Source organism: Mesorhizobium sp. M4B.F.Ca.ET.089.01.1.1 (genome assembly GCF_004022605.1).
GTDB lineage: Bacteria > Pseudomonadota > Alphaproteobacteria > Rhizobiales > Rhizobiaceae > Mesorhizobium > Mesorhizobium abyssinicae.
Map to the genome: position 1 here is coordinate 1 of NZ_RZOS01000344.1, position 6,355 is coordinate 6,355.

The 6,355-nt window shown below is 65.1% G+C and carries 5 protein-coding genes; 3 read left to right on the forward strand and 2 right to left on the reverse strand.

Going from position 1 to position 6,355, the window contains the following annotated elements:
- The coding region (locus EN780_RS25060) for a HAMP domain-containing sensor histidine kinase (RefSeq protein WP_133372707.1) at nucleotides 1–960 on the reverse strand (960 nt) is incomplete at its 3' end.
- A gap of 15 nt (nucleotides 961–975) precedes the next feature.
- Nucleotides 976–2,211, reverse strand: coding sequence for an FIST signal transduction protein (locus tag EN780_RS25065; RefSeq protein WP_245500118.1), 1,236 nt, complete (start codon nucleotides 2,209–2,211; stop codon nucleotides 976–978).
- A gap of 215 nt (nucleotides 2,212–2,426) precedes the next feature.
- On the opposite strand from EN780_RS25065, the gene EN780_RS25070 reads away from it, so the two are divergent.
- The 3 genes from EN780_RS25070 (at nucleotide 2,427) to EN780_RS25080 (ending at nucleotide 6,189) form a co-directional block, all read left to right on the forward strand.
- On the forward strand, nucleotides 2,427–2,927 hold the full coding sequence (locus tag EN780_RS25070; protein WP_127285950.1) for a (2Fe-2S)-binding protein: 501 nt from the start codon (nucleotides 2,427–2,429) through the stop codon (nucleotides 2,925–2,927).
- A 101-nt stretch (nucleotides 2,928–3,028) separates the two neighbouring features.
- A complete protein-coding gene (locus EN780_RS25075; RefSeq protein WP_128275621.1) occupies nucleotides 3,029–5,380 on the forward strand; it encodes a xanthine dehydrogenase family protein molybdopterin-binding subunit in 2,352 nt (783 codons plus the stop codon).
- Nucleotides 5,381–5,394: 14 nt separating this feature from the next.
- Nucleotides 5,395–6,189, forward strand: a complete 795-nt coding sequence (locus tag EN780_RS25080; RefSeq protein WP_127393493.1) for a xanthine dehydrogenase family protein subunit M — start codon at nucleotides 5,395–5,397, stop codon at nucleotides 6,187–6,189.
- Nucleotides 6,190–6,355 lie beyond the last annotated feature (166 nt).

The following is a 6,355-nucleotide window of genomic DNA, read 5'->3' on the forward strand; positions in this document are numbered from 1 at the left end:
CGGCCGCTCCAGATCGGCGTTGCTGGCGGTCGTATCGGCCGCGGCGCCGATGCCAACCGGAACGTCGATGTGGAAGATGGTGCCGCGGCCGAGCCTCGACGAGAACGTCACCGGATGGCCAAGGGCGGCGGCCATGCGGCGCACGATGGCGAGGCCCAGTCCCAGCCCGCCGCCGGACAGCCCGGTGTCGGTGAGCGCCGTGCTGCCGCGGTGGAATTCCTCGAACACCGCCTCGCGCTGATCGTCGGCAATGCCGCAGCCGGTGTCGGCGACGTCGATGCGGATAATATCGCCGCGATGCCTGGTGCCGACCAGCACGCCGCCGGAGCGGGTGTAGCGCAGCGCGTTGGACAGGATGTTCTGCAGGATGCGGCGCAGCAGCGTGCGGTCGGAGCGCACCAGCGCGTTCACCGGCCGGAACTTCAACGTCAGCCCTTTCAGTTCGGCCACCGGCAGGAAGTCCGAACGCAGCGAGGAAAACAGCGTCTCCAGGCTGACATCGCCGATCTCGGGCTGCACAACGCCGGCGTCGAGCTTGGAGATGTCGAGCAGAGTGCGCAGCAGGTCCTCCATCGTCTCCAGCGAGCGCTCGACCTGGCGCACCAGCTTCTTGCCTTCCTCGCTGGTCTGCACCTCGGCCAGCGCCGAGACGGAGAGGTGGGCGGCGTTCAGCGGCTGCAGCACGTCGTGGCTGGCGGCCGCCAGGAACCTGGTTTTGGAAAGGTTCGCCAGTTCGGCGGTTTCCTTGGCGGCGATCAGGTCGATGTTGGTCTGCTCGAGCCGGCGCAGGGTCGAGTGCAGTTCGTCGGTGCGCGTGCGCACCCGGTTCTCCAGCGAGATCGCGGTCTGGAACAGCGAGAAGGCGTTGCCCTGCTGGTCCATCGAGCGCTCGACGCGGCTGACCAGCGCGGCGTTGATCTTCTTCAGCTTTTCGAGGTCGTTGATATCCCGGAGCGGCATGGGGCGGCCCGCGCGCTATTCGGCCGCCAGGCGATCGCCGAAGGCGATGCCGGTGAAGGTCTGGTTGAGATGCATCGAGCGATACTGTTCGCCATAGGTGCCGAAGCCGATGACGTTGTTGACCCGGTAGAGCTCCGAAATATCCCGGAACACCTGGCGGTTGCGCGCGTCGAGCCGCCGCAGCACGCAGTCGAAACCGAGGATCATGTCGATGCCGCCCAGCCGCTCCCTGACATCGCTGAGCGCGGCGCGTGTCGCCTCGAACATGTTCTTCGGCTGGGCGATGGAGAGCACGACGCCGTCGTCGATGGCGCAGAAGAAGGAGAGCGAGCCGTCGGCATGCATCCTCTGGATCGAGCGGCAGTAATATTCGCCGCCCACCTTCACCACTACCGGATGCGAGGCAAAGCTCAGCGGCGTCAGCGTATGCGGCAGGATCCCGACCGAGGCGGCATATTCCTCGGCGGCGTTGACGGCGTTGAATTCGCGCACGATGCGGTGATCGGGATCGGAAGCGGTCACCACCAGCTTCTCGTCGGTGGGAATGAAATTGTCGGTCTTGAAGACGTGGAAGGGGATTTCGGTGGCGATCAGCATGATGATGGCGCTGTCGGAGGCGACCTTGCCATTCGAGATCAGCGTGGTGGTCTCGAATTTGAGGTCGTCGCCGGCCGAGCCGCCGATCAGCGGAATGTCATCCAGCCCCCAATGGATGGCCGACGTCACGGCCTCCTCGGCATAGGACAGCCCGTCGATGAAGCACAGCGCGAAGGTATCCTTGGCCCGTCCATGTCCGACGCGGCCGCGCAGCGAGCGCCTGAGCGCCGCGACCTCGCCGGTGATCCTGTCCATGCCCGACGAGGAGAGATTGTCGACCATGATGCTGGCCGTGGCGAACGAGGCGGACGGCAGGAGCAGGGCAAGGATGTGGCCGTCCTCGAGCCCCTGCGGCGTGATTTCGCCGGCGGTCGAGCAGCCGGCATAGGCAAGCGCCGGCGCGTGCTCGGTCAGCGCTTGCGACAGCGCCGCCGCATCGACCAGACTTTGGGAGAAGAACAGCAGCGCGAAACCAGCGTCGATCGCCGCCGCTTCCGCCGCGATTGCCCGGGCGAAGGCATTGGCGTCGGGCTCATCCGTGGTGAGCGCCGAGAGGCCGCATGCATAGCGCGTCCGCGAACTGGCCAGCTGCCTTCTCCTGCATTTCCTCCGACGTTGTCTTGTGCGCGTCGGGCGAGCGGCGTCGAAAGGCATTGTTGTCTTCACGGCGGCGCTTTGGCAATGGTCCGCCCCCATACGGCGTGACCGAAAGTACAATATGCGACTTTTCGGGCGAACTGCATTCTCGCCCCGTGGAGGGCCCAAGCTATTTTTTCTCGCTTTTGTGCGGCACGTGAACGGGCGAACAGCCAGGCGCCGGGAGGAAAACGGCGCCAGGACGACCAAGGTAAAATACCCAGGGAGGTTTCATGTCGGACATATCGTTGACGGTGAACGGCAGGCGCGTCAGTGGCGCCGCCGAGGACCGTACGCTTCTGGTTCACTTCTTGCGGGAGAATCTCGGCCTGACCGGGACGCATGTCGGCTGCGACACCTCGCAATGCGGCGCTTGCGTCGTGCACGTCGACGGCAAGGCGGTGAAGTCCTGCACGATGCTGGCGGCGCAGGCCTCAGGGTCCAGCGTGGTGACCATCGAAGGGCTCGCCAACGGCGCCGACCTGCATCCGGTGCAGGCCGCGTTCAAGGAGCATCACGGGCTGCAATGCGGCTTCTGCACGCCGGGCATGATCATGACCGCGACCGACATGATCGCGCGTCATCCTGAAGGCCTCGACGAGGCGACGGTGCGGGCCGAGCTCGAAGGCAATATCTGCCGCTGCACCGGCTACCACAACATCGTGAAGGCGATCCTCGCCGCCTCGAAGGCGATGGCGAAGGGGTCGAAGGGCAAGACGAAACGGGCTGCTTGATAGGGGAGTAAGGGAATAGGGGAGTAAGCCAATTGGCTCTTAATTCCCTAGTCCCTTACTTCCCTACTGACCTATTCCCCTAAATTCCGGAGGAATTTCATATGGGCATTGAAGGTGTTGGCGCCCGCGTGGCGCGCAAGGAGGACAAGCGGTTCCTCACCGGCGCCGGCCGCTATGTCGACGACATGGTGGTTCCTGGCATGAAGCATGCAGCGTTCGTGCGCAGCCCGCACGCGCATGCGCAGATCAGGAAGATCGACGTCAAGAAGGCACAGGCCATGCCTGGCGTCATCGGTGTGCTGACCGGCAAGGAGCTCAAGGCCGACGGCATCGGCAATCTGATCTGCGGCTGGATGATCCATTCCAAGGACGGCTCGCCGATGAAGATGGGCGCATGGTCGCCGCTGGCCGTCGACAAGGTCCGCTATGTCGGCGACGCGGTCGTAATCGTGGTTGCCGAAACCAAGGGCCAGGCGCGCGACGCAGCCGAGGCTGTCGAGATCACCTACAAGGAACTGAAGGCGGTGGTCGACGCGACCAAGGCGCTGGAGAAGGGCGCGCCGCAGATCCATGCCGAAGCCGAGAACAACCTGATCTTCGACTGGGAGATCGGCGACGCCAAGGCGGTCGACGCGGCGATCAAGGGCGCGGCGCACGTCACCCGGATGAAGATCGTCAACAACCGGCTGGTGCCCAACGCGATGGAGCCCAGGGCAGCGCTTGGCCACTACGACAAGGCCGAGGATCATTACACCTGCTGGACGACATCGCAGAACCCGCATGTCGCGCGGCTGGTGATGAGCGCCTTCTACAACATCGCGCCGGAGAACAAGCTGCGCGTCATCGCGCCCGATGTCGGCGGCGGTTTCGGCTCGAAGATCTACATCTATCCGGAAGAGATCGTCTGCCTGTGGGCCTCGAAGAAGACCGGCGTGCCGGTGAAATGGGTCGCCGACCGCACCGAGAGCTTCCTTTCGGATGCGCATGGCCGCGACCATGTCTCGACGGTGGAGATGGCCTTCGACAGCAACAACCGGATCACCGGGCTGAAGGTCGACACGATCGCCAATCTCGGCGCCTACATGTCGCTGTTCTCGTCCTGCGTGCCGACCTATCTCTACGCCACGCTGCTGTCGGGCCAATACGACATGCCGGCGATCCACGCCAACGTTCGCACCGTCTACACCAACACCGCGCCCGTCGATGCCTATCGCGGGGCAGGGCGGCCGGAAGCGACCTATCTGCTGGAGCGCACGATGGAGACCGCCGCGCGCGAGCTCGGCGTGTCGCCGGCGGAGCTTCGGCGGACGAACTTCATCAAGTCGTTCCCGCACCAGACGCCGGTCATCATGAACTATGACGCCGGCGACTATGGCGCCTCGCTCGACGCGGCGATGAAGGCATCGGACTACGCCGGCTTTGCCAAGCGCAAGGCCGCCGCCTCAAAGCAAGGCAAGCTCCGCGGCATCGGCATGAGCTGCTACATCGAGGCCTGCGGCATCGCGCCGTCGGCGGCGGTCGGCTCGCTCGGCGCCGGCGTCGGCCTTTGGGAATCGGCCGAGGTACGCGTCAACGCCGTCGGCACGATCGAGGTGCTGACCGGTTCGCACAGCCATGGCCAGGGCCACGAGACGACCTTCGCGCAACTGGTCAACCAGCGCTTGGGCGTGCCGATCGACAGCGTGTCGATCGTGCATGGCGACACCGACAAGGTGCAGATGGGCATGGGCACCTACGGCTCGCGCTCGGGCGCGGTCGGTATGTCGGCGATCTCCAAGGCGCTCGACAAGGTCGAGGCCAAGGCCAAGAAGATCGCCGCGCATCTGCTCGAGGCCGACGAGAGCGACATCGTCATCGAGAACGGCGCCCTGAAGGTTGCCGGCACCGACAAGAACGTGCCGTGGTTCCAGATGGCTCTGGCGGCCTACACCGCCCACAATCTGCCGGCCGGCATGGAGCCGGGCCTGAAGGAGACGGCGTTCTACGATCCGGCCAACTTCACCTTCCCGGCCGGCTGCTACATCTGCGAGGTCGAGATCGATCCGGAGACCGGCTCGACCGAGATCATCCAGTTCGTGGCCGCCGACGATTTCGGCAACATCATCAACCCGATGATCGTCGAGGGGCAGGTGCATGGCGGCATCGCCCAGGGCGTCGGCCAGGCGCTGCTGGAAGGCGCCTATTACGACGCCAGCGGCCAATTGCTGACGGCAAGCTACATGGATTATACGATGCCCCGCGCGGGCGACCTGCCGTCGTTCAAGGTCTCGACCTCGAACACGCCATGCCCGAGCAATCCGCTCGGCATCAAGGGCTGCGGCGAGGCCGGCGCCATCGGTTCGCCGCCGGCGGTGATCAACGCCATCACCGATGCCATCGGCATTGCCGACATCGCCATGCCGGCATCGCCGTCCACGGTGTGGACCGCGATCCGCGCGAAGACCAAGCACTGAGGGAGGGAGCAAGCATGTATTCGGTCAACTACCACCGTGCCGCCTCGGTTGCCGAGGCCGCCAAGCTTTTGAAAAGCGGCGAAGCGAAGCTCCTGTCGGGCGGCATGACACTGATCCCCGCCATGAAGACGCGGCTGGCCGCGCCCTCGGACCTCGTCGACGTGTCCCGGCTGAAGGAACTGCAAGGCGTCAAGGTGTCGGGCAAGACGGTGACCATCGGCGCCGCCACCACGCACCACGACGTCGCGAATGACCAGAAGCTGAGGAAGGCCTGTCCGGCGCTCGCCCATATGGCATCGCTGATCGGCGACCCGGCGGTGCGCCACAAGGGCACGATCGGCGGGTCGATCGCCAACAACGATCCAGCCGCCGACTATCCGGCGGCACTGCTGGCGCTGGGGGCAACGATCGTCACCAACAAGCGCGAGATATCAGCCGACAAGTTCTTCAAGGGCCTGTTCGAGACGGCGCTGAAGGATGGCGAGATCATCACGGCCGTCAGCTTCACCGCGCCGGCCAAGGCGGCCTACGAAAAGTTCCGCAATCCGGCGTCGCGCTATGCGATCGTCGGCGTGTTCGTCACCAAGGGCAAGGACGGGGTCCGCGCCGCCGTGACCGGCGCCGGCGACGATGGCGTCTTTCGCTCTAAGGAGATCGAGGCGGCGTTGGCGAAAAATTTCGCGGCGTCGGCCCTCGATGGCGTGAAGGTGCCGGCGAAGAACCTGATGAGCGACATCCACGCCTCGGCGGATTACCGGGCCAATCTGATCGCGGTCATGGCCAAGCGTGCAGTCGCCGCCGCCGGCTGACGCTTGCAGTTCGCATGAAGAGAGAAGGGGCCGTTATGGCCCCTTTTTTTCGCGGCCGCCTGATCAGGCCGCCTGGCGATTTTTCCGTTCGGACAGGTAACGGCGCAGGCCGGCTTCGCCGCGCGGCGTCGTCCAGCGGTGGTTCCAGGCAAAGGCCTGCCTGAGC

Excerpts from the sequence above, each read along its gene's own strand:
- EN780_RS25065 (WP_245500118.1), bottom strand. The coding sequence starts at position 2,211 with ATGCCTTTCGACGCCGCTCGCCCGACGCGCACAAGACAACGTCGGAGG.
- EN780_RS25070 (WP_127285950.1), top strand. The coding sequence starts at position 2,427 with ATGTCGGACATATCGTTGACGGTGAACGGCAGGCGCGTCAGTGGCGCC.
- EN780_RS25075 (WP_128275621.1), top strand. The coding sequence starts at position 3,029 with ATGGGCATTGAAGGTGTTGGCGCCCGCGTGGCGCGCAAGGAGGACAAG.
- EN780_RS25080 (WP_127393493.1), top strand. The coding sequence starts at position 5,395 with ATGTATTCGGTCAACTACCACCGTGCCGCCTCGGTTGCCGAGGCCGCC.